The 1,068-nt window shown below is 44.3% G+C and carries 1 protein-coding gene; it reads left to right on the forward strand.

Annotation, left to right across the window (positions count from 1 at the left end):
• Positions 1–1,016, forward strand: a 1,016-nt coding sequence (locus ACTHSP_RS20775; RefSeq protein WP_440346855.1) for a cytochrome b, incomplete at its 5' end; no start/stop codon positions are given.
• Between the last annotated feature and the right edge of the window lie 52 nt (positions 1,017–1,068).

Genomic DNA, 1,068 nt, shown 5'->3' on the forward strand with positions numbered 1-1,068 from the left:
TGTTCTCCGCCATCCCTGTTATCGGTCCTGATTTGTCCACTTGGATCCGCGGTGACTTCAACGTTTCCGACGTTACTTTGAACCGCTTCTTCGCCCTGCACGTTATCGCAGTACCTCTGGTATTGCTCGGCTTGGTTGTGGCTCACATCATCGCCCTGCACGAAGTGGGTTCTAATAACCCTGATGGCGTTGAAATCAAGAAAAACAAAGACGAAAACGGTATTCCACGCGATGGTATCCCATTCCATCCTTACTACACCGTTAAAGACATCTTGGGCGTCGTTGTATTCCTGATTGTCTTCTGTTCTGTGTTGTTCTTTGCACCTGAAGGCGGCGGCTACTTCTTGGAAGCGCCAAACTTCGATGCAGCTAATGCGCTGAAAACACCTCCGCACATTGCTCCGGTATGGTACTTCACTCCGTTCTACGCAATTTTGCGTGCGATTCCTTCGATGGCAGGTACTCAGGTATGGGGTGTAATCGGCATGGGTGCAGCAGTTGTATTGATTGCCTTGTTACCTTGGCTGGATAAGTCACCTGTAAAATCTGTTCGTTACCGCAACAACTCTTTCAAAGTAATGTTGGCGTTGTTTGTTGTATCTTTTATCGGCTTGGGAATTTTGGGTGCGTTGGTAGCAGATGATACTCGTACAGCTTTTGCTCGTGCATTCAGTGCATTCTATTTCTTGTTCTTCATCGGTATGCCTTTGCATACAAACCCTAAATGGTTGGCTGAAAAAGCTGGTGGTATTAAATATTTAATCAGTCTGTTTGTTTATGCTGCCTTAATTATTTATAACCTGTATTTAGTTGCAGTCTTGCCAAATAACATCGTTAAGGCGTTCGTTCTGGCTTACACTGTTTTCTTTGCAGCTATTCCATTCCTGAATGCGTTTAATAGCGAAAAAGCTACGCCTGAACGCGTAACCATGAGCACTACTAAACAAAAAATTATGTTCTTTGTTTACGTCGGTATTACCGTTGTCGGTGCTTACTTGTTTGCAACCAATATCTGATGAGGGCAGCGAAAATGAAACAAACTCTGAAAAACTGGTTTGCTGCCTTATT

This window comes from Neisseria sp. P0001.S005, from assembly GCF_051963715.1.